Origin of the sequence: Streptomyces ardesiacus (genome assembly GCF_003112575.1) — a bacterium.
In the GTDB taxonomy this organism is placed as follows: Bacteria; Actinomycetota; Actinomycetes; order Streptomycetales; family Streptomycetaceae; genus Streptomyces; species Streptomyces ardesiacus.
On the sequence record NZ_BEWC01000005.1, the window covers coordinates 291,713 to 310,624 of the forward strand.

The 18,912-nt window shown below is 71.6% G+C and carries 19 protein-coding genes and 1 pseudogene; 8 read left to right on the top strand and 12 right to left on the bottom strand.

The annotated features are described in order from the left end of the window. Positions 1-139 precede the first annotated feature (139 nt). The 3 genes from Sdi02f_RS17875 (at position 140) to Sdi02f_RS17890 (ending at position 3,823) form a co-directional block, all read left to right on the top strand. Positions 140-1,771 carry a GAF domain-containing SpoIIE family protein phosphatase gene (locus tag Sdi02f_RS17875; RefSeq protein WP_245962219.1) on the top strand — a complete coding sequence of 544 codons (1,632 nt, stop codon included), beginning with the start codon at positions 140-142 and terminating at the stop codon, positions 1,769-1,771. A gap of 395 nt (positions 1,772-2,166) precedes the next feature. Next, complete coding sequence (locus Sdi02f_RS17885; protein WP_030401448.1) at positions 2,167-2,682, top strand: DUF5994 family protein; 516 nt, start codon at positions 2,167-2,169, stop codon at positions 2,680-2,682. A gap of 100 nt (positions 2,683-2,782) precedes the next feature. Continuing rightward, entirely contained in the window at positions 2,783-3,823 is a 1,041-nt protein-coding gene (locus tag Sdi02f_RS17890) for a fatty acid desaturase family protein (protein WP_030401449.1), read from the top strand. Here Sdi02f_RS17890 and Sdi02f_RS17895 read toward each other — a convergent pair. Next, the gene (locus tag Sdi02f_RS17895) at positions 3,820-4,101 is read right to left on the bottom strand and encodes a hypothetical protein (RefSeq protein WP_030401450.1); all 282 of its coding nucleotides are present in this window, start codon (positions 4,099-4,101) and stop codon (positions 3,820-3,822) included. The two genes, Sdi02f_RS17890 and Sdi02f_RS17895, sit on opposite strands and share 4 nt — an antisense overlap. 5 nt (positions 4,102-4,106) lie before the next feature. Then, positions 4,107-4,697 (bottom strand): DUF5994 family protein, encoded by a 591-nt coding sequence (locus Sdi02f_RS17900; RefSeq protein ID WP_030401451.1) that lies wholly within the window; start codon positions 4,695-4,697, stop codon positions 4,107-4,109. 314 nt (positions 4,698-5,011) lie between these two features. Here Sdi02f_RS17900 and Sdi02f_RS17905 point away from each other — a divergent pair, with 314 nt between their 5' ends. After that, positions 5,012-5,407: a DUF5994 family protein gene (locus Sdi02f_RS17905; RefSeq protein ID WP_234319746.1), complete on the top strand. Its 396-nt coding sequence runs from the start codon at positions 5,012-5,014 to the stop codon at positions 5,405-5,407. Here Sdi02f_RS17905 and Sdi02f_RS17910 read toward each other — a convergent pair. The 6 genes and pseudogenes from Sdi02f_RS17910 to Sdi02f_RS17940 form a co-directional block, all read right to left on the bottom strand. Further along, entirely contained in the window at positions 5,375-5,908 is a 534-nt protein-coding gene (locus Sdi02f_RS17910; RefSeq protein WP_030401453.1) for a DUF5994 family protein, read from the bottom strand. The two genes, Sdi02f_RS17905 and Sdi02f_RS17910, sit on opposite strands and share 33 nt — an antisense overlap. A gap of 309 nt (positions 5,909-6,217) precedes the next feature. Beyond that, positions 6,218-6,578, bottom strand: a pseudogene (locus Sdi02f_RS36475) (pyridine nucleotide-disulfide oxidoreductase); the annotation flags it as partial. 1,160 nt (positions 6,579-7,738) lie between these two features. Next, a complete protein-coding gene (locus Sdi02f_RS17925; protein ID WP_031085156.1) occupies positions 7,739-8,149 on the bottom strand; it encodes a PIN domain-containing protein in 411 nt (136 codons plus the stop codon). Further along, on the bottom strand, positions 8,146-8,367 hold the full coding sequence (locus Sdi02f_RS17930) for a type II toxin-antitoxin system VapB family antitoxin (RefSeq protein WP_030401456.1): 222 nt from the start codon (positions 8,365-8,367) through the stop codon (positions 8,146-8,148). The genes Sdi02f_RS17925 and Sdi02f_RS17930 overlap by 4 nt, the downstream gene beginning before the upstream one ends. Positions 8,368-8,834: 467 nt before the next feature. Continuing rightward, entirely contained in the window at positions 8,835-9,509 is a 675-nt protein-coding gene (locus tag Sdi02f_RS17935) for a lytic polysaccharide monooxygenase auxiliary activity family 9 protein (RefSeq protein ID WP_474303518.1), read from the bottom strand. Positions 9,510-9,996: 487 nt separating this feature from the next. Beyond that, complete coding sequence (locus Sdi02f_RS17940) at positions 9,997-10,908, bottom strand: alpha/beta fold hydrolase (RefSeq protein WP_382183317.1); 912 nt, start codon at positions 10,906-10,908, stop codon at positions 9,997-9,999. A 100-nt stretch (positions 10,909-11,008) separates the two neighbouring features. Here Sdi02f_RS17940 and Sdi02f_RS17945 point away from each other — a divergent pair, with 100 nt between their 5' ends. After that, positions 11,009-11,626, top strand: coding sequence for a TetR/AcrR family transcriptional regulator (locus Sdi02f_RS17945; protein ID WP_030401459.1), 618 nt, complete (start codon positions 11,009-11,011; stop codon positions 11,624-11,626). Between the two features lie 95 nt (positions 11,627-11,721). Here the strand turns inward: Sdi02f_RS17945 and Sdi02f_RS17950 are convergent, their stop codons facing one another. Beyond that, positions 11,722-12,303, bottom strand: a complete 582-nt coding sequence (locus Sdi02f_RS17950) for a helix-turn-helix domain-containing protein (RefSeq protein WP_234342008.1) — start codon at positions 12,301-12,303, stop codon at positions 11,722-11,724. Positions 12,304-12,425: 122 nt separating this feature from the next. Here Sdi02f_RS17950 and Sdi02f_RS17955 point away from each other — a divergent pair, with 122 nt between their 5' ends. Next, a complete protein-coding gene (locus tag Sdi02f_RS17955; protein ID WP_031085159.1) occupies positions 12,426-13,199 on the top strand; it encodes an SDR family oxidoreductase in 774 nt (257 codons plus the stop codon). Positions 13,200-13,267: 68 nt separating this feature from the next. Here the strand turns inward: Sdi02f_RS17955 and Sdi02f_RS17960 are convergent, their stop codons facing one another. The 3 genes from Sdi02f_RS17960 to Sdi02f_RS17965 all read right to left on the bottom strand — a co-directional run bounded on the left by Sdi02f_RS17960 (position 13,268) and on the right by Sdi02f_RS17965 (position 15,796). Beyond that, on the bottom strand, positions 13,268-14,203 hold the full coding sequence (locus Sdi02f_RS17960; RefSeq protein ID WP_031085161.1) for an ion transporter: 936 nt from the start codon (positions 14,201-14,203) through the stop codon (positions 13,268-13,270). 451 nt (positions 14,204-14,654) lie between these two features. Next, on the bottom strand, positions 14,655-14,897 hold the full coding sequence (locus Sdi02f_RS36480; RefSeq protein WP_234328428.1) for a hypothetical protein: 243 nt from the start codon (positions 14,895-14,897) through the stop codon (positions 14,655-14,657). Then, positions 14,876-15,796 carry an FUSC family protein gene (locus tag Sdi02f_RS17965; protein ID WP_234334113.1) on the bottom strand — a complete coding sequence of 307 codons (921 nt, stop codon included), beginning with the start codon at positions 15,794-15,796 and terminating at the stop codon, positions 14,876-14,878. The genes Sdi02f_RS36480 and Sdi02f_RS17965 overlap by 22 nt, the downstream gene beginning before the upstream one ends. Before the next feature lie 278 nt (positions 15,797-16,074). Here Sdi02f_RS17965 and Sdi02f_RS17970 point away from each other — a divergent pair, with 278 nt between their 5' ends. Continuing rightward, entirely contained in the window at positions 16,075-17,286 is a 1,212-nt protein-coding gene (locus tag Sdi02f_RS17970) for a serine hydrolase domain-containing protein (protein WP_030401464.1), read from the top strand. After that, positions 17,283-18,845: an alpha/beta hydrolase gene (locus Sdi02f_RS17975; RefSeq protein ID WP_031085168.1), complete on the top strand. Its 1,563-nt coding sequence runs from the start codon at positions 17,283-17,285 to the stop codon at positions 18,843-18,845. The genes Sdi02f_RS17970 and Sdi02f_RS17975 overlap by 4 nt, the downstream gene beginning before the upstream one ends. Positions 18,846-18,912: the final 67 nt, after the last annotated feature.

Sequence of the window (18,912 nt, forward strand, 5' to 3'; positions counted from 1 at the left end):
CGCGTCGGAGCACCATCTACAGGAACGCAGCTTCTGGAGGTCCGTGCGCGATGCGGTGGGTGATGACGTGGGGCCGTGGCCGGTAGTCGAGCCAGGTTTCTGGCGGCAGGTTCTCGAGAGACTGGTCACGGCGGTGCTGGTGCTGGACACAGCCGGACGCGTGATCGCCGCGAACCCGGCGGCCGAGCGGCTGCTGCGCCGCACAACCGCGGCGATGCGGGGCGCCGACGCACACGATCTGCTGCACCGGGACGCGGACGGCAACAGGGTGTCGCGGGACCGGTGCCCACTGCTCCACGCGCTGGCCGAGGGGAGGGGTGCACAGGGGGAGGGCGGCACATATCTGCGGGGTGACGGCCGCCTGCTAGCCGTCACCTGGTCCGCGTCCCCCTTGACGGAGGAGGGTTCCGTGAAGGGCATGGTGCTGCTGTTCACGGACGCCACGGAGGACCACCGCGTCCACCGGGAGCGAACGGCTCGCACACGCGCTCTGGAGGACCTCAACGAGCGGCTGTCCCTGGTCGCGGAGATCACGGACGTCCTGGGGCAGACCCTGGAGACCGACGAGGCGCTGGCCCGCCTGGTGCGGCTGCTCGTGCCCCGTCTGGCCGACTGGGCCGCGGTGGACCTGCGGACCGGTTCCGACGAGGTCCACCGGGTGGCGGTGACCGGTCCGGAGGGACGGGACGCCGGATTCCAGGGCCGGAGCGTACCCGGCGCGGAGGGGGCCGGTGAGGGGGAGGACTCGCCGCTGGGCCGTGCGCTGACCGGGGGCGAATCCGTGCTCCAGGAGCGGGTGGCTGCAGTCACCCCGGCCGCCGGACACCCTCCTCTCGCCGCTCTCCACCATGGCTTTCTGACGGCGGTGGGCGCCAGCTCCGCCGTTACGGTGCCCCTCGGCGCCCGGGACCGGATCACCGGGGCGCTGACGGTGGTGCGCACCGACCCGGCGCACCCCTTCGACGAAGACGACCTGGCGGCAGTGGGCGACGTCGGCCGCCGGGTCGGCGTGCTCATCGACAACACCCGCCGCTACGGCCGTCAGCGCGCCGTCGCCGAGGCCATGCAGCGCAACCTGCTCGCCCCGCTGCCCCGGCCGGGCCACCTCCGGCTGGCCGCCCGCTACCAGCCCGCACCCGCGGGCTCCCAGGTCGGTGGGGACTGGTATGACGCCTTCATCCTGAAGGACGGCGCGCTCGCCCTGGTCATCGGTGACGTCGTGGGCCACGACCTGACCGCGGCTGCCGGTATGGCCCAACTGCACGGCATTCTGCGTTCGCTGGCCTGGGACCACACGGGACCGCCCGGCGCCGTCGTCGACCGCCTCGACGCCGCCATGCCGGTCATCACCACCGTCCCGCTCGCCACCCTGATCCTCGCCCGTGTCGAGGGCGACCCGGACACGGGACCCTGGACGCTCCGCTGGACCAGCGCGGGGCACCCGCCCCCGCTGCTCCTCTCCCCGGACGGCACCGCGTGCTACCTGGAAGCCGGCCAGGGACTGCTCCTTGGCACCGGACCCGTCGGTGGCGCGGGCCGACCGGACGCCGCGCATCCCTTGGAGCCCGGCTCCACCCTGCTGCTGTACACGGACGGGCTCGTCGAGACACCGGGCAGCGACCTCGACACGGGCCTGGACCGGTTGCGCCGGCACGCCCTCACGCTCGTCGACGAGCCGCTGGACAGGCTGTGCGGAAAGGTGCTCGCCCACCTGCCGCCCGGCAGCACCGACGACGTGGCCCTGCTGGCCCTGCGCGTACCGCCGCCATGAGACGTGGTGGCCGTCGGTCCGGGCCGGCGCCGCGGAGGTGCCCACCGTCTCCGACGGCACCGGTGACCTGCTGTCACGCCGCCTTTACACGCCGAGGAGTAGTCTGAGGAGACCGAGGGCATCAGGCACGCCGGTGGCGGACCGGCTCCACCCCGGTATCCGCCGGCGTTCGTCACGCGGGAGGGTCTCCCCCCCCTCACCCCGCATACGCCCGTCGACTCCCTTCCCGCGAACTCGCGGCGGTTGTCGGCGCTTTCCTCCGGCAAGAGCGGCCAGGCACGACCTCCAGCACCCGGATCCACCGGCCACGTCCGGCGCTGCCCGACAGCCCGCGGACCGTCGGCCGCCGTGCCCTGCCGAACCGGCCGGCACCCAACTCGTCAGAGAGATCCCACGTGATCGCCACAGTCCCCACCGCACCGTTCCAACTGTCCCCGCCCCTGCCCCTCGTCCGCCTGCGTCTCGCGCCACACGGCGCGCTGCCGCGCCGGATCGACGGGGTGTGGTGGCCGTACTCCCGCGATCTTCTGACACAGCTCCCGAAGATGCTCGCCGCGCTGCCGAGAGCGTGGGGCGACATCACCGGCGTCACCGTGGACGCCGCGGCCTGGTCGGCGGCACCGGGGCGCATGTTCGTCGCCAACCAGGTCGTGCGCCTGCACAAGGCCCCCGCCTCTCCGCACGCCCCGGACCGGGTCGTCCTGCTCTCCCCCGGGCTCGGCCGTTGGGACCTGCAGGTGATCCCGCCGGACGCGACGGAGGAAGCAGCCGCTCTCCTCACGGCCGCCGCCCTGGACGACCGGCGGCCCGGCGCCGACGGAGAAGCCCGGCCCCCGGCCACGACGGCGGCGGCAGGTCCGCGCGGCCGTGTGGGACCCACCGGGCGGGGAACCCGGGCACCTCGGTGGTAGGAGCCGCCGCGGGCACGTCCATGTACGCACCCGCTCCCCGCGCCCTACTCGCCCTGGGGCCGCCCCGAGTCATCCGCCCGCTTCTGAGAGAGACGTCCTCATGACCATGGCCACCACCACCGCCACGCGCCCCGACACTCCCGGCAGCGACTTCGCCCGGTTGTCGAAGAAGATCGCGGACGCCGGACTGCTGGGGCGCCGCCCCGGCTACTACACGTTACGCATCACCGCCGTGACCGGGCTCTACGCCGCCGGATGGGCCGCGTTCGTCCTCGTCGGCGCCTCCTGGTGGACACTGGCGATCGCCGCGTTCCTGGCCGTGATGTACGGGCAAGTCGCCCTGGTCGCCCATGACATGGCCCACCGGCAGGTGTTCCGCCGCCGCCGGGCCAGCGAGTTGTCCGGACGGATCGCCGGCGCGTCGATCGGCATGAGCTACGGCTGGTGGCAGGACAAGCACACCCGTCACCACGCCAACCCCAACACCGAGAACCTCGACCCCGACATCGGACCCGACCTGCTCGTCTGGTCCCCGGACCAGGCCCGCGCCGCCACCGGACTGCCCCGCCTGCTCGGCCGCTGGCAGGCGTTCCTCTTCTTTCCCCTGCTCACGCTGGAGGGCTTCAACCTGCACGTGGCGAGCGGCAGGGCCATGGCCAACCGCCGGCTCAAACGCCGGGCAGTCGACGGCGCTCTGCTCCTGGGGCACTGCGCCGTCTACCTGGCCGCCCTGTTCTGGGTCCTGCCGCCCGGGATGGCGATCGCCTTCCTCGCCGTCCACCAGTGCCTGTTCGGCGTCTACCTCGGTTCGGCCTTCGCACCCAACCACAAGGGGATGCCGATCCTGACGGCCGACGACCGCCCCGACTTCCTCCGCCGCCAGGTGCTGACCTCACGCAACGTCAACGGCGGCCGGTTCACCGACCTGGCGCTCGGCGGCCTGAACCACCAGATCGAGCACCACCTGTTCCCGAGCATGCCCAGCCCCAACCTGCGCAAGGCCCGCGCCATCGTCCGGCGGTACTGCCGGGACCTGGGCGTCGACTACGCGGAAACGGGCCTGGTCGCCTCCTACCGGTTGGCACTCACCAGCCTCCACGACGCCGGCGCCCCGCTCCGACGGGCCCGCGTCCTCACTTAGCGGGGCGAGACGCCGCCGTGGGTACGGCGGCGTCCAGGACGCAGCCGTCCGCGTCCGCCGTACCGGGAGCCCCGGCGCTCGCCGGCGTCGTTGGCGACCGGGGACCGTCGGCGTACCGCCGGCCCTTCGTCGGTCTTCCGGTCTGGTGCGACGACACCGCTGCGGCCGTAGTGGAAGGCGGCACTTCTGCCCCCGTGCTGAGAGTTCAGGCGGTGGATGAGGAACGCGCCTGCCGCGATCACCGCCAGCAGCACGAACACCGTCACGAGGATGTCCATGGCCCTCACACCCTTTCCGGCCGGTCCTCCGGTGTGGCGACGACGACTCGAAGCCATGGAGAAGTGACGGAAGCACCGGCTCCATGTCCTCCTTCGGACTCCCACACCGCTTCCCTGGTGCGGTCGGCCTCGGCGGTCACCGTCAGACGCGCGGCATCCGCCAGCAGGCTGCTCGCGGTCGCTGTCCGGCGCGGGTCACTCGCCGCGGCCATCAGCCAGTCGGCCGCGGCCGAGGGCGTCTGCGGGGGAACGACCAGCAGGTTCCAGCGGCCCACGTGGTAGGAGAGCAGCAGCACCTCGTGCTCGTCCTGCTCGAAGCGGAACCAGCCCACCTTCACCACGTGCCCGGCGACAGGCACCTTGCGCGGGACGACCGGCCACTGGGCGGGGTTCACCGTGATCCGGGTGATCCGCCCCCACAGCGGATCGAGAACGGACGCCAGGGCCGGCAGTTCGGCGGTGAGATCACGCGAGCATGGCCACCAGGCGCCGTCGAGCAGGAGCGGTGCCGAACCGGCGGGGGCGAGCGAGAGACGTACGGGGGAGGTGGGACGCCGGTCTTCGGACGACGTCGGAGGGGAGACGGTCGCAGTCATGACGCGAACCCTGCCCCGGGCGGGCCTGAGCCGACCCGGCGTATTCGATCGCCGAGAACGGCACAGACGCGAAATATCCGTGCGCGGAGTGTCCCCGGTTCCTCCAGCCTACTCTTCGCGGCGCCCGAGCAGGCCGTACGCCGGGGGCAGTCCACCCGATGAGGCCGAAGCCTCTTGTCGGGGCTCGTCGAGGAGTAGCCTGAGGACTTCGAGGGCTTTCGTGTACCGGCGCCGCCGGTCCCGTCCTCGCTCACCCACCACCGGGCGCTCCGTCAGTAGGCGCAGGCCCGCAGTCAGGCTTCTTCCTCATGATCATGAACACCACTCAGCTCCGTCCGCACGCGGCACCGTTCCGACCACGTGCCGCGCGCCTCGTCCTAGGATCCGCCAGCCGTTTCGGCCGTCCGGACGGCGCCTGGTGGCCACGGACCCGCGACCTGGCACGAGAGCTCGGCGAACTCGCCGACGTGATCGATCCGCTGTGGGGCCGACTCACCCACGTGGCCGTCAATCCCCGCCACTGGCAGCCTGTCCCGCACGGCGTGGTCGTCGTCAACGGCTACGACGTGGCGGTCGACCGATTCACCGAGGTGCTCAACCCGCACAGGATCCTGCTGCAGTCCTACACCGCGGGCCGTTGGGATCTCCTCGTGGTGCCGCCCCAGACGAGCGCGTCGTCAGCGGCCCGGCTCATGGCGGCCGTGGCGTAGCGCAGCGGTGGGTGCATGCCCCGGGCCCACACGCTCCGTGCCGGTGTCGATGAGGATCTGTTCCGCCGACGTCTGACTGCCTGCGCGCACGGCCGCGGCCATGGCCGCGCGGGCCGCGTCGGCCGCGGTGTGCGGCGGAACCACCAGCAGCGAGAAGAGATCATTGCCGCCCCGGGTGATGAGAACGGTGTCGTCTCCGACCGGGAAGGAGTCGATGCGGACGACACGACCGTCGATCGTCAGCCGCGTCGGCAGTTCGTCCCAGGCGTCGGTGTCCAGACCGACACGTGTGATCGGCCCGAGGTACTCGGACAGCGCGGAGACGAGGCCGGGCAGTTCACCGGCGATGTCGCGGGAGCGGGGCCACCACGCCCCGTCGAGCGCGCCCTTCCGGTCATGGGTCGTCTCGAGCCGCACCACGGCGGTTCCGGGGCGCGAAACCGCCTGATGCACAGCGTCGGGCAGGAGCCTGGCCACCCGCGGGGGGTCGGGGTCGGACATCGCACTCGCCTACCTACCGGGGACGGCAAACCGAAAGCCTGGTTTCACCGTACTCCTCGGCCGACGACGGCCGGGATTCCACGATCACCGGGGTACTCACCGTCACCGCCGCATACACGTAGAAGAACAAGGTCGAGCTGTGCTTCCTCCCCCACCCACCACCACCGCAGCCGCCCCGCGACAAACCCAGGCACTGCACCGCTACCTGCGTCGGCGCAATACCAACGCCCGCCACCACGACCTACTCCCCCCAACGCAAGGAACGCGCGCTGACCAACCGCGGACCGCAGCCCCGCGCCGAAGGCGGCAACCGCGCGTGCCGCCCAGACCCAGGGGTGGCAAGTGCGAGAGGGCAGGCCGGTAATCGGTGCACCAAATTACGGCGTCGGCGGGAGCGCGCGTGCCGTCGGCCCAGGCGACGCCGTCACGGTCGAGGCGGGCGAACACGGGCGACGCTTTGAGCCGCCCGGCCTCCCGGGCCTCGCGCACCGGCGGTACGGCGACGATGTCCCAGTGAGGCGACGCCTCCGGTGTCGGTGCGGCCCTCGCCGAGGGCACGGCGTCGGGCGGTGGCCGCGTCAAACAGGGCGCGGCCGTCGATGTCGTCGGCAAGGTACCGGGGCGGACGCTGGGTCACCCAGGTCAGTTCGGTGTCGTGGGCGAGGTCGGAGCGCGATCTTCGTCGTCGACCGTCACACCGGTACCGTCCACCACGCGAAGACGGGGCCGCTCAGACCGACCATGGCATCACGCTGATCGTCTACCTGAGCCTACGCAAGCACCTCGGAGCCTCTGCGACGCCGGAACACCGATAGCGGGCAGCGCAGCATCCACCCCCTTGCCCCGCCTTGCTGCCGATACTCGACAAAACCTCGGTCCACGCACACACCAAGTCACCGATGTCCAGCAACAGCCCCCGGACCTGCCGGAGCAGAACGCGCAGGACCACAACACCCGCGACGCTTCCGAGCCCCATCCCGATCCACCACATCGGCCGCCTCCTCGCCCAGAACCCCAGGCTGCCTGCGGCGAAGATCGAAGTCTGTACCCAAAGAGACGCTTTTTGCGATCTTGGCATCCTCGGTCAGGAGTGTGCACACGCAAGTCACCGTGGCAGCGGTGCTCCCCCGCCAGGCATTCCTCATCGCCAAGTGCCCAGCGGCCCTCCGCGAAGCAGCGCCGACCAGCCTCGTGCCCACAGCGTGCCCATACGACCGGACAACAACGGTAAACAGCGGCGCGGAACAGGTAGCCGAAAACGCGCTCCAGAATACGTAGCCGCAGGTGAGAGGTGGTCTCCCCCGCGAAGCGCCCTCGCTTCCCAAGCTGAGAGCGCGAGTTCGATTCTCGTCACCCGCTCCATGACTGAGGCCCAGGTCAGAGACCTGGGCCTTTTTGTCGGCCAGGCTCGGACGCGCGGACGATCGGTCCGGGTCAGTTGTTCTGTCGTTTGAGCTCGCGTACCGCCGCCCCGCAGCCGGCCAAGTGCCGAGACGCGTACGTGCCGCTGCCGGCAGGCGGGTGTACGGCGGCCCGGGCCGGATTTCGCAGAGGTCCTTGAGTACTGCCTCGTTCCAGCCGCCGGGTCCCGAACCCGTGCGACAGCCGTTCCCCGGTTCCCTCGCCCACCGCTCCAGCAGAAGCAGCTGACCATCGCGCACAGCGGGTCAGGACTGGCCGCGGCGGGTCGGAGCGCTGATCACCGGGGTCGGCGGCCGGCGTAGCGCCGCTGACGACCTGCTGGGGCACGCCGTCGGCGGATCCTCCGCCTGGCCCGGCACGGACCCTTCGCCACCCCGAATACGCCACCCGTCAGACGGCAAAGGCACGTCAGACGACGTCGTGGATGTTGTGCTCGGTCAGGTCGGATGCGTGCAGGGCGACAGTGCTGTAGTCGGCATCGTCGTGGAGGACGGTCAGGCCGTGGTGGGCGGCAGTGGCTGCGATGACAAGGTCCACTGTCGAGGCACTGCGGTGCTCCCCGGCCTGCGCCATGCGGTGTTGCACCGCGCTGATCCAACGCCCTGCGTTCTTCGGCACCGCCGCATCGGGATAGAGGTCGGAGAACATTTCCGCGATCTCGTCGTACTCGCGGCGGTTCCGGGCGTTGTAGAGGAACTCGGTGCGTTGCACGTAGCAGGATGCGATGGCCCCGGCATCGATCGCGTCGTACCAGGCCACTTGCAGTTTCGGATCGCGGAGCAGCCGGACCAGGCCGGACGTGTCGAGCAGGTAGATCACCGGCTGTGCTTCTCCGCCCCGTGCAGACGCTCGGCGTCCTCGACGGCACCCCACTCACGGGCACGCTCGAAGTGACGACTGATGCGCGCCGCGCGCTCCTGCTGTTCGGCGTAGAAGTTCAGAGCGAGATTGACCGCCTCCTTCTTGGTCCGGACGCGGGCCAGAGCCATGGCTCGCTCCAGGGCGTCGTCGTCGATGTCGATCTGGGTCACGGACATATCGCACCTCCCACGCAATGTTGGTGATGTACATAGGAGAATACGTCACCAACATTCACCGGTCCACACGTCGGCTCCCGGTGCGCAGTCGCGACGGGCCCTCCAGATCACCCTCGGAGACGGTCCGGTCCGTCCGGTGCAGGCATTGAGCGCTGTGCAGCCCGGCCACTGGTCACTCCCGTGCCCACAGCGCGCCCGTAAGACTGGACAAACACGGTCGCCAACAGTGCCCCCCAAGTACTCACACCTGCCGTCCCGATACGAATCCGTGCAGGTCAGCAGCTACGCGGCCATGCAAGCGCCGTCGCTTCCCAAGCTGAGAGCGCGAGTCCGGTTCTCGTCATCCGCTCCACACGAAACCCCAGGTCAGCGACCTGGGGTTTGTGTTTTACCGCTGGCCCGCCGTCGGTCCTTCGCACATGGTGCGCTCGACGCTCAGGCCGGTGCCTTGTGCGGCGCTGCCCGGCTCAGCCGAAGTTCACGTCGCTGCACCACATGTAGGCCTGGTCGAGGTGCGAGGCCTGCCAGATCACGAACATGATGTGGTGTCCGGTGTAGCCGGAAGTCTGGACGGGGAACGTGATGTCCTGCGCCGGGGCGAAACGGCCGGTCTGCGTGATGAAGTCGAGGTTGCCCCAGCCCAGTGTCTGGGTCTTGGGGTCGAAGCCCTGCTTGCTCACGTAGACCTTGAAGTAGTCGGCACCGTGGGACGCCTGGTCGTACAGGTGGACCGAGAAGTTGTTGCCGACGGTGGTGGTCTTCCACTGCCCGGGCTTGTCCAGGCTGGCGTTCCTCGAGAGGTTGTTGCTGCAGAGCGTCCCGTCGGGGGTCCGCGCCTGGAACTGGCCACCGAGGCCGTCGCGGAGTGCGCTCATCCAGTTCCACATGGTGTCGGGGTTGGCCTGGAAGGCCTGCCAGCACATGGGATCCTCGGTCTGCATGGCCGGGTTCGTGTGGTTGCTGCCCCACGTCTTCCAGCACTGGTACGCCCGGGAGGCGGGGTCGACGATGGTGCCGTGAGCCTGGGCCGGGGCCGACCAGGTCAGTGCGCCGACCACCACGGCGAACAGCATGACGAGCGCCTGGAGAGGGCGACGGAGGGACGAGCGCGAACGCCCGGTTAACGGACTCTGTGTGCGCATGTGGGGGGAACTCCTTCCAGTTGCAAGGCTGTTATGGGAGCGCTCCCAACGGTAGGGCTCCCGGGTGAAATGTCAACGAAACGCACAAAGTTGATCACAGTGGTGGGCAACGAGCGGGAAATCGCCGGGCCATGAAGCAGCAACCCGGCTGATCACGCCCAGGTCCGTTCCCTGTTTGCCGGCCCGGCTGTTCCGGGCAGGACCGCCCCGCAGTGAGCGGGCAGCACGGGTCGCGACTCGGCCGTCGCCCGTCCCCCACTGATGACGGTTCCCCCGCCGACACCGCCCGAGCTCCGTGCCCATGGCGTGCCCGTATGAGTGGACCAACACGGTCAACAGCGGTGCGACCCGACGCGCAGGACCAGCGGAGCGCACGGCATCTGCGCACGTCGTGGCCGTACAGCACGCTCGCGCGTCCTCGCTTCCAAGCTGAGAGCGCGAGTTTGATTCTCGTCACCGGCCCGGCCTCGTGCCGACTCGGCGATCGTCAGTCGACGGAGGCCATGAACTCCAGCATCCTGCGGTTGACTTCGTCCGCGTGGTCGATCTGAGGTCCGTGCCCGGTGCCGGTGATGATCTCGGCCCGGGCGCCCGGCACCAGACGTGGGACGCGCTCCCGCTGCCGCTCGGGGTGCACCAGGAGGCTGCGCCTGCCCAGCACCAGGTAGAGGGGGGTGCGAAGGGTGGTCAGTTCCGCCTCGGACAGGGGGAGCGGTGCCGGGCGGCGGATGCGGTAGGCACGGACGGCCGTCCTGATCATCGTGCGCAGCTCGGGCGTGACCAGGACCGGTTGTTCCAGCCAGGCCGCCAGGCGCGGGCGCAGCGCCTTGGGTGCGAAGGTCGCGAAGAGGCCGGCGAAGATCCAGACGAAGAAGCGCAGGCCCACCTTCTCCAGGCCGCCCGGGTCGAGCAGGGTGACCGAGGCGAGGCGTCCGGGGCTGCGGTGCGCCTGGTTGAGGGCGAGCCAGCCTCCGTACGAGGCACCGACGAGGTGGACGCGTTCGAGTCCGAGGCCGTCGAGCGTCTCGTCCAGCCACTGCGCGGCCCGTTCGGGCTGATGGATCGGCTCCCGCTGCACGCTGCGCCCGGGGTCGCCCGGGGTGTCGACGGCGTAGACGGGGCGGTCGGCGCTGAGGGCGGGGGTGTTCGGGTACCACATGGCCGAGCAGGAGCCCGCTCCGTGCACCAGGACGACCGGGGTGCGGGAGCGGGCCGCGGGGTCGGTGGGTCCGTAGCGGTACACGTGGGTGGTGCCGAACGAGGTCTCCACGTCGTGTTCCGCGAGGGCGCGTGCCCCCATCGCGTAGACGGCGTCGCACGCGGCGAAGTAGCGGTCGCGCCAGGAGTCGCTCACATAGCGGCCGACGTCGGCCTGGGTGCGGGCAGTGGTCTCGGACACGGCCACCTCCGGAGGGTCGATTTTCGTGGTACGAACGTATCACGGAGATGATACGGATGTACCATCAAGGGGCGGCGGACGACGAGTGGAGAAGCAGCCGATGCCCAAGCGCGTGGACCATGCGGAACGGCGCACCGAGATCGCGGAGGCGCTCGTCCGGGTCGCCGGACGACGCGGGCTGCACGCCGTGGGGATGCGCGACGTGGCGGCCGAGGCGGGCGTGTCACTGCGGCTGGTGCAGTACTACTTCGAGACCAAGGAGAAGTTGCTGCTCTACGGACTGGAGCACTTGGCCGGGAAGTTCGGGGAGCGGCTCGCCACCCGCGTCCGAGCCGCCGGGGACGGTCCGGGGCCACGTGCGACGGTCGAAGCGCTGCTGATGACGGCGCTGCCGACCGACGAGGAGAGCCGCACCTTCCACCACCTCTACACCTCGTACGCCGTTCTGGCCGTGACCGACCGGACGCTCGCGGCCCAGCCCTTCATCAGGAACCCCGACGCCGCCGAAGGCGTCCTGGCCGCCGTCCTCCGGCAGGCGCAGGCGGCGGATCTGCTGCGGCCCGGCGTGGACGCGCACCTGGCCGCGGCCGGCCTGCTTGCGATGTCTGCGGGACTCGGCACCAGCGTCCTCGTCGGTCAGCGCAGTCCCGAGTCCGCCGCCGCGGTTTTGGAGGACCAGCTCAACCGCGTCTTCCGCGCGGCCGACGCGGGCGGGTGACACAAGGCCCGTTCGAGCGCTTCATCGACTTCGCCACGGCCGGACCGGGTGGGCGGTCGCGCCCCGCCTTCCCTCGCCGTGACGTCGTGGACTCCTCACCCGGCCGGGTCGACGTCGACGGCATCGGCGCCGAAGGCGGCGACGAGCGCCTGCACGATCAGGCCGGGAAGCTCGGTCCGCCCGTCGTCCTCGGCCCAGCGCACCAATGCCGTGTGCATGGCGGCCAGACAGGCGCCGGCCGCCGCTCGGGCGCGGAACGCCGCGTCGGGATCGGTGGCATCGTCCGCCAGGGCGTCGACGATCGCCTGCTGAAGGGCGTAGTGGCTGTCCAGGTGCCTGGCTCGCAGGGCGGGCGTCGAGATCATGAGCTGGAGGCGGGCGAGCAGGAAGGTGTCGCCCGTCGCCGGGTCGTCCGGGCGAGCGCCGCCGGTCAACGTCGCGGCCGCGGCGACGAGCGCACTGCCGATACGGCGGACCAGGGGCTGCGCCGGGGAGGTGGCGGCGATGTGCTCGGCGACGAGCGGGCCGTTCTGGTCGACGAGCACCAGGTCTTCCTTCGTGGGGAAGTGCCGGTACACCGTCATGGGCGCCACGCCTGCGGCTTCGGCGATGTCGGCCACGGTCGTGGCGTCGTATCCGCGCTCGACGAACATCCGGACCGCGAGCGTCTGAATCATGCGCTGCGTCTCCGCTCGCCGTTGCGCACGCAGGGTTGAGGGCCGGTCCACCATGTGGTAGACCCTACCTTGCTGATAGTGACTACCACATTGGTAGACACTCACAAGAATGGGGGGCGGGCATGACGGACGCAGACGACCTGACGGGCAGGACGGCTCTGGTGACCGGCGCGTCGCGCGGCATAGGACGGGCGATCGCGGTCCGGTTGGCGGCGAAGGGGGCCGCGGTCCTCGTGCACTTCGGCGCGGACGGGGACGGTGCGGCAGCGACGGCCGACGAGATCGAGCGTGCCGGTGGAACCGCGATCACCGTCCGGGCGGAACTGGGCGTGGAGGACGACATCGACACGCTCTTCGCGGGAGTCGAGGCCGCACTGGCCGGGCGGCCGCTCGACGTCCTCGTCAACAACGCGGCAGCCGCGCCCGCCGGGCCGATCGGGGCCACGACGCGCGAGGAGTTCGACCACCTGTTCGCGGTCAACGTGCGAGCGCCGTACTTCATCGTCCAGCGCGCGCTGGACCTGCTCCCCGACGGGGGCCGCATCATCACGATCTCCTCCGTGGCGACCCGGATGGCCAACCCCTCCCAGACCTCCTTCGCCATGACGAAGGGAGCGGTCGAGACCATGAGCCTGACGTTGGCCAACGAGCTGGGCGCACGGGGAATCACCGTGAACGCCGTTGCTCCCGGCGCCACCCGGACCGCGACCAACGGGACGTCCTTCGAGGCACCGGGCCTGGCGGAACTCATCGCCGGCACGACGGCGCTCGATCGGCTGGGCAGGCCCGAGGATGTCGCCGACGTGGTCGCGTTCCTCGCCTCCGACGCGGCGCGCTGGATCACCGGGCAGGTCATCGACGCGAGCGGCGGCCTGTTTCTCGGACCGCGCGTCTGACGGCCCGGAGCCGGTCACGGACGGCGATCCCGGTGAGCGGGTCGTTTTCGGGAGGTCCGCCCGGCGGGTCAGTCGCGTCGCTGCGCGGTCGGAATCCGGCGGCGGGTGCCGTCCACCGGGGGTGGCGGTGTCCGCACCAGTTCGCGTTCGAGTGCGTCCAGGGCCCGACGGGCCTCCTCGATGCGGTGGGCCAGCGCCGTGCGCTCCGTCCGGTCGGCGTGCGGCCGGGGCTCCGTCCGGTCGGCGTGTGGCCTGGGCTCCGCCGGGGCCGCCCCGTCCATCTCGCGGGCCTCGTCGAGGGACGTGATGACGACACCGATGAGGACGTTGACGAGCACGAAGGAAGCGAGCAGTACGTAGGAGCCGTAGTAGAGGAGGCTCCAGCGGGAGATGTCCAGGCCGCCGTGGACGGCGTCGCCGATGCCGTCCAGGGTCATCAGCAGGAAGAGGGTGAGTACGGCGCGGCCGATGGACCCGTAGTGCTCGGGGTCGTGGCTGCCGAAGAAGACCCAGCCCACCATCGCGTAGACGTACAGCAGCAGTGCGCCGACGAGGAGGAAGCTCAGTGTGCCGGGCAGGCTGCGGACCACCGCCATGAGCACGATGCGCAGTTGGGGCAGGAAGCGGGCGGTGCGCAGGACCCGGGCCAGGCGCAGCAGCCGCAGGACGGTGGTGTTCTCGCGCACGACGGGCAGGAACGCGCACAGGACCACGGCCAGGTCGAAGAGGTTCCACGGGTCCCTGAAGAACGCTCCGGGACGATCGGCGTGCGCGGCCAGGCGCAGCACGATCTCGAGGGTGAAGGCGACCAGGCAGACGTGCTCGGCCAGCCGTAACCAGTGCTGCCAGCCGGCGACGATCCCGGAGTAGGTCTCGGCGCCCAGGAGCGCGGCGTTGGCGAGGATCAGGGAGAAGACGGTGACCGCGAACCAGCGGGCCTGGACGACAGCCGTGCAACGACGGGCCAGGACCCCTCGGGCACGGGAAAACTGCTGCTGGGGCATCTGCTGCCCTGCCTCCTTCACATGGCGCGCCGGCCCGCTCGGCCCACTCGCCGATGAGGGGCCGATGCGGTCGGCGATCACGCCGCAGGAGGCTTTCTACAGCACTGTAGACAGCGGCGGACGGGACGGTCCTGTTGCCGGCCGCTCACGATGCCGGGAACCGCCCCCGTCGTCCCGGACCACGGCGAGGGACGCCCTGCGCCGGCGCGGGACTTCGGGACCTCGATCGCCTCGGCGACCGTGGCGTCCTCGCCCGGTTCGGGCACGGCCTGCTCGGCCTCGGTGTCTGCGTCTGCGTCTGCGTCTGCGTCTGCGTCTGCGTCGACGGTGTCGGCGGCCGGGACCGTCAGGTGGCGCGCGGGCGCTCGGGCCGTGCGCACGTCGATCACGGCGGTGCGCCGCCTTCGCGCAGTTCCACGGGAAGACGACTCCGGCCGCCGCCTGGTTGGCCTCAGACCGACGGCGACGGCGTGCCGGCGGTGCGTCTGGCCAGCAGTCCCGCCAGCAGCATCACGATCAGACTGGTACCGGCGCCGCACAGCGTCCACAGCACCCGGTAGCCCTCGGCCGCATCGTCGGAGGGCTGTGGCAGGTCGATCAGGACGAGCACTCCGGCGGCGATGGCCGCGGTGTAGAGCGTGTAGTTCCAGAAGCGGATCCCTGCCCCGTGCATCAGCAGGACGAGTGCCACCACTTCGAGTCCGCGAGCACCGCGAACAGCCTGAGCCCGTGTTCGCCCGCAGGCACCCACAGCAGGAGCGCGGCCACGACGGCACCGATCGACGCACCGACGAGCCGCTGCGCGCCGGCGAGCGCGGCCTGTTCCAGGCTCGGCTTCAGGGCGACGATGGCCGCGATCGGGATCCAGTAGCCGTACGACAGGTCCAGCCCGAAGGCCAGCGCGACGGTACCGCCGATGACCAGGGCGCGGATCAGTGCGAACAGGACCAGCGGCCGGGTCAGCCCCTTGCGGGACGTGTCGCCCGGGAGCTCCGAGAACGGCTGGTCCCGGTCGGTGCGCCCCCGCACGAGCCACCACAGGAACGCCACCGTGATCCACAGCAACGCCCCTCCGGTCCACGAAAGCACCTGCGCCCAGACGTGGCTGGTGATGCGGCCCTCCTGGTGGATGCCGGACTCGAAGCCCACGGCGACGACGAACCACACGTTGAGAAGGAGGGCGTTGACGAATCTCCGGGCCCCGAAGGCGGCCATCAGCCCGGCCGCCAGGGTGACCGCGAAGGAGACGCACGTCAGCAGCCCCCAGGAACCGGAGCCGACACCGAAGGCCAGCGCGGTCACCCCGGCACCGGTCAGCGCGAAGACGGAGACGTGGAGCGCGCGGTGACCGTAGCCGCCTCCCGGGTCGGCGAGCGCCGCGAACAGCAGGCCGAACAACGCGCTCAGCAGGTACTCCTCGTGGCCGATCGCCCAGAAGACGAACATCGGCACCAGCGCGGCGTCCAGGAACGCAACCGCTCGCGGCCAGTTCAGCCCGGCGGGGTGGACCTCGAACAGTTTCGACAGCCAGGTCATGACCTTGCCCCCGCGGGCGGGCTCTCCCGTGCCTGTGCTCTCCGTGGCCACGCTCATCGCCCTCTCACCCGGAACACACCTTGAGGGCCGATTCTCCGAAGGGAACCGGTGGGGAGCGGTCCGACCCGCCGGAAGGCGGCGACGAGAGGCCCCCCGGGCCAGGATCACGGTGCCTCGTGACGCGGTGGCCGAGGTGCCGCCGCCGGCCCCGTACCAGCGCGAAGTCGCCGCCGTCCAGGGGGACCGCGCCCGCTTTTGGCGTGGGCGGTCCCCAGGTTCCAAGCACCTGCCTGCCGTAGCGACCTCGGGGACCCGCGCACCTACCGTGGCGTGGCATGCCAACCTTCTTATCTGCTTCGCGGACCCGCAGGCGTGCCGTGCTCCTGGCGCTGGTGACGGCCACCGTGCTGGCCGGTGTGCCCGCGGCGACCGCGCGGGCGTCGGGCTCCGCCACGGGCGACGACTGCGGCGGGCGCGAGCAGACCCGCCGGGCGCTGCGCGTCCTCACCGATCACGACGGCATCGCCGGGGCCGCGGTCCTGGTGACCGACCCCGCCGCCGAGAGGCCCTGCGGACGCTGGACCGAGAGCGCGGGTACGGCGGACCTGCGCACCGGACGCCCGATGACCGCCACCGACCGGCTGCGCGTGGGCAGCGTAACCAAGACGTTCACCGCGGCGCTCGTCCTCCAGCTCGTCGCCGAGCACAGGCTCTCGCTGGACGAGCCCGTCGGCCGGCGGCTGCCCGGGCTGCTCGACGGGTACGGCGACGACGGGCGCCCGGTCACCGTACGGCAGTTGCTGCAGCACACCAGCGGACTGCCCGACTACCTCGACGCCCCCGAGTGGGAGCACCCCGAGCGGCTGCGGTACCGCCACTTCGAGCCGCGCGACCTCGTCGGGCGGGCGCTCGAACTGCCGCGCCCGCCGCAGGGCACCTGGCACTACGCCACCACCAACTACCTCGTCCTCGGCCTGCTCGTCCGCGAGGTGACCGGCCGCAGCGCCGAGGCGGAGATCGACCGCCGTTTCCTCAAGCCGCTGGGGCTGCACGACACGTACTGGCCCGGTGACGGCACCCGCATCCGGGGGCCGCACTCGCGCAGCTACTTCGCCGGCGCCGACGGCGGTCGCGTCGACGGCACCGGCTGGAACATGACCTTCGCCGGTGTGGGCGGCGCCCTGGTCTCGTCGCCGGGCGACCTGACGCGGTTCGCCACCGCCCTGCTCGACGGCCGGCTGCTGCCCGCGGCCCAACTGGCCGAGATGCGCCGCACGGTGGCGGCCGATCCCGACCGGTTGTGGCCGGGGGGCCGCTACGGGCTGGGCCTGATCTCGACGCCGCTGTCCTGCGGCGGGGCGTGGTGGGGGCACGCCGGGACGGTGCCCGGCGGTCACCGGGCGCTGGTCGCCGTCGGCCCCGGGGGCCGGAGCGTGGCCGTCGCCCTGAACACGGTGCCCGACACGCTCCCGGCCGAACTCGATTTTCTCGACGTCGTCGACACGTCCCTCTGCGGGGACGGGTCCTCGGAGAGGACGCATCCATGAACGGCTCCCTGCACCGGCTCGCCTCACGCACCGCGACCGGGGTCGCCCTGTGCCTGGCCGGTGCGCTCACCCTCACCGCGTCGCCCGCGGCGGCGCACGGGCCCGGCCCCGCGTCGGCCGACCCCCTCGCCCGCTACCACCGGCAGCACCTCGACTGGAAGAGCTGCCGGCTCGGGCCCGACGACGCGATGGGCGAGGAACTCCGGCAGGCCGGCGCCCAGTGCGCCGACGTCACCGTCCCGTTGAACTACGACGAACCGGACGGCCGCACCCTCACCGTCGCGATCTCCCGGATCCGGGCCACCGACACCGCCCACCGCGTGGGCGCGCTGCTGCTCAACGGCGGTGGCCCCGGCGGCCAGACGATCGGCGACCCGCCGTGGGTGCGCGCGGCGATGAAGCAGGTCGGTGAACGCTACGACGTGGTGGGCGTCGACCCCCGTTTCGTCGGCCGCAGCACGCCGCTGGACTGCCACTGGCCCACCGGCTCCTTCATACGCGGCGCGGGGTCCGGGCGGTCGGGCCTCGACCGGTCGGTGGCCGTGGCCGAGGACCTCGCCGACCGCTGCCGGGCCACCCGGGGCGACGTCCTGCCGTACGTCACGACCCGGAACACCGCCCGCGACATGGACGTCGTGCGCGCCGCGCTCGGCGAGCGGCGGATCTCCTACCTCGGGTACTCCTACGGCACCTACCTCGGCCAGGTGTACGCCACGATGTTCCCCGGCCGCACCGACCGGGTCGTGCTCGACGGCGTCGTCACCGCCGACCGCTACAGCCCCCGGCTGCTGCGCGGGACGGAGCCCGCCAACCGGCACGCGCTCCGGGGCTGGGCCGCCTGGGCGGCCGGCCGCGACGCCGCCCACGGTCTGGGCCGTACGCCGGGGCGGGTGCTGGCGACCGTGGAGCGGATCCGGGCGGCGGCCGGGCGGTCGCCCCTGCGGGTCGGCGGGTACCGGGTGGACGAGCAGGTGCTGCCCGTCGTCCTCCTCAACGGTCTCTCGCAGGACAACGACGCCGCCTACGCCGATCTCGCCCGGGCCGTGCGGGACCTGCGCCGCGCCGCGGACGGCCGTACGGTGACGCCCTCGCCGTGGCTGGCCGACGCGCTCGGTTTCCTGCTGACCGGGTCCGACTCCGCGTACGGCAGCGGGCAGACGGCGATCCTGTGCGGGGACGTCGCGGCGCCGCGCTCGCCCGAGGTGTACCGGCGTGACGTCGAGCGGTCCCGCGCGGCGTACCCGCTGTTCGGTCCCGTCACCAACAACATCGGACCCTGCGCCTTCTGGGACCCGCCGCGCGAACGGCCGACCACGGTCCGCGACGACCTCCCGGCCCTGCTGGTGAACGCGACGGGCGACCCGCGCACGACCTACGAGAACGCGCGGTCGCTGCGCCGCACGTGGCCCTCCTCGCGCCTGGTCACCCTCCGCGGCGCGGACCAGCACGCCGTGTACGGCGTCTTCGGCAGCGCGTGTGCCGATGCGACGGTCAACGGCTACCTGGCCACCGGCCGGCTGCCGGCCGCCGACGTCACCTGCGACCGTCCCTCCGGCTGAGGGCGGCGGACCGGCCGGCCGGCGCCCCCTAAGCAGGGGCGCCGGTCGTTCCGCGCCGGGCGTCATG